The following is a 1,512-nucleotide window of genomic DNA, read 5'->3' as shown; positions in this document are numbered from 1 at the left end:
CGTTCGTCGCCAAGCTGGTCGGGAGTCACTGCGCGGGGCAACATGCACCGCCTGCCCTAACCGAACGGAGCACCCCACCTTGTCAATCGCCCCAGGACTGACCACAGACGAAATCCTCGACCTCGTTTTCGAGTACGACTCTCTTCCGTACGGCACGAAGATGGCCTGGCTCAAGGACAAATCGATCTCCCGCGGGACCTTCAGGCGCTGGCAGAGCGCCGTCTACGATGGTGATATCTCCCGAGGCCTCGTGCCGCGCGTGGAGAACGGAGCACAGACCACCGCCCAGGAGCGCAGATCGATGGCCCGCAGGAAGAAAGAACGCGATAAGGACGCCGAAATCCGAGCCCTCCGCGAGAAAGTCGCAAATCTGGAGGAGGTGAACACTACCCTGGGAAAAGCATTGCGGCTTCTGCGCGACCACGAAGAGCAGAAGCCGCCCGAAACCCAGCCCACGCAGACTCCAGGGAGTTCATTCTTCAAGAGAACGGACTCGTCCGAAGACTGACTACTCTTCTCGCCTCCCAAGAGGAATGCCCTCCAACTGATCGGATTGAGTCGGAGCTCCTGGCATCGCCGGAACGTACCGCAACCACGAACCACCAACCCGACCCATCAACGCGATCGTGGGTACCCGAATCAGCTGAGCGCACCAGAGCGAGAACAGATCGAGTCCGCGATCCGGGCCGGCCGAGAGAAGGGTTGGAGCGTCGAGCACACGTTCCACCACCACTGGGATCGCGGTGTCATAGTGGCGAGCTCGAGAACTTGGCACAGAATCGCCGCGGACCTCGACGCCCGCCCTCAAGAGACCCGACCTCGCCCTGCTCGGGAGAAGCCGGTCGTGACAGCCACCGGGCCCGGGCAGGCGTGGAGCTGGGACATCACCGACTTGAAATCATCCTTCTCGAGAGTCGCGTTCAAGCAATACGTCATCACCGACATCTACTCGCGGTTCCGCATCGCGAGCATCGTTGAGCCGTCCGAGAACACGGACGCCGCAGTCAACCTGTTCTCCGCGGCATTCGCAGAGCACGGTATCCCGAGGGTAGTCCATTCTGACAATGGTCCGACGATGAGATCCGGCTTGCTGAACAATCTGTTTGCGGACCGCGGAGTCGAGGTGAGCAACTCGAGGCCATACGTCTCGAACGATAATCCATTCTCCGAGGCCTCGTTCAGCACGATGAAGCGACACCCCAACTACCCGACCACCTTTGAGTCCCTTGATGAAGCCAGGGAGTTCGACGCCGACTACAGGGAGTGGTACAATACGCGCCACTATCATTCCGGGATCGCTCACTTCACGCCCCAACAAGTCCATGACGGGACTTGGCGGCAGGTCTGGAGAGATCGAAACACCAGCATGCAGCGCTACTATGAGGCGCACCCGGAACGATTCCGAGCGCGCCCCCGAACCCCCCGACCAGCAGCGACCGTCGGCATCAACCACCTAGTCAAAACAGCCTGACCAAACCAACCGACTGACTCCAACCAGCTTGACAGTCAACG

Annotated in this window: 2 protein-coding genes; both read left to right on the top strand. The window is 60.5% G+C overall.

Features of this window, described 5'->3' with window-relative positions; translation table 11 throughout:
- The coding region (locus D1648_RS17730; protein ID WP_206424839.1) for a hypothetical protein at window positions 1-508 on the top strand (508 nt) is incomplete at its 5' end.
- 336 nt (window positions 509-844) lie between these two features.
- Complete coding sequence (locus tag D1648_RS17725) at window positions 845-1,471, top strand: DDE-type integrase/transposase/recombinase (protein WP_164518800.1); 627 nt, start codon at window positions 845-847, stop codon at window positions 1,469-1,471.
- Window positions 1,472-1,512: the final 41 nt, after the last annotated feature.

Origin of the sequence: Brachybacterium sp. EE-P12, assembly GCF_003711805.1 — a bacterium.
GTDB lineage: Bacteria > Actinomycetota > Actinomycetes > Actinomycetales > Dermabacteraceae > Brachybacterium.
The sequence above is the reverse complement of the archived record's forward strand: the minus strand, read 5'-3'. Positions and strand labels throughout refer to the sequence as shown.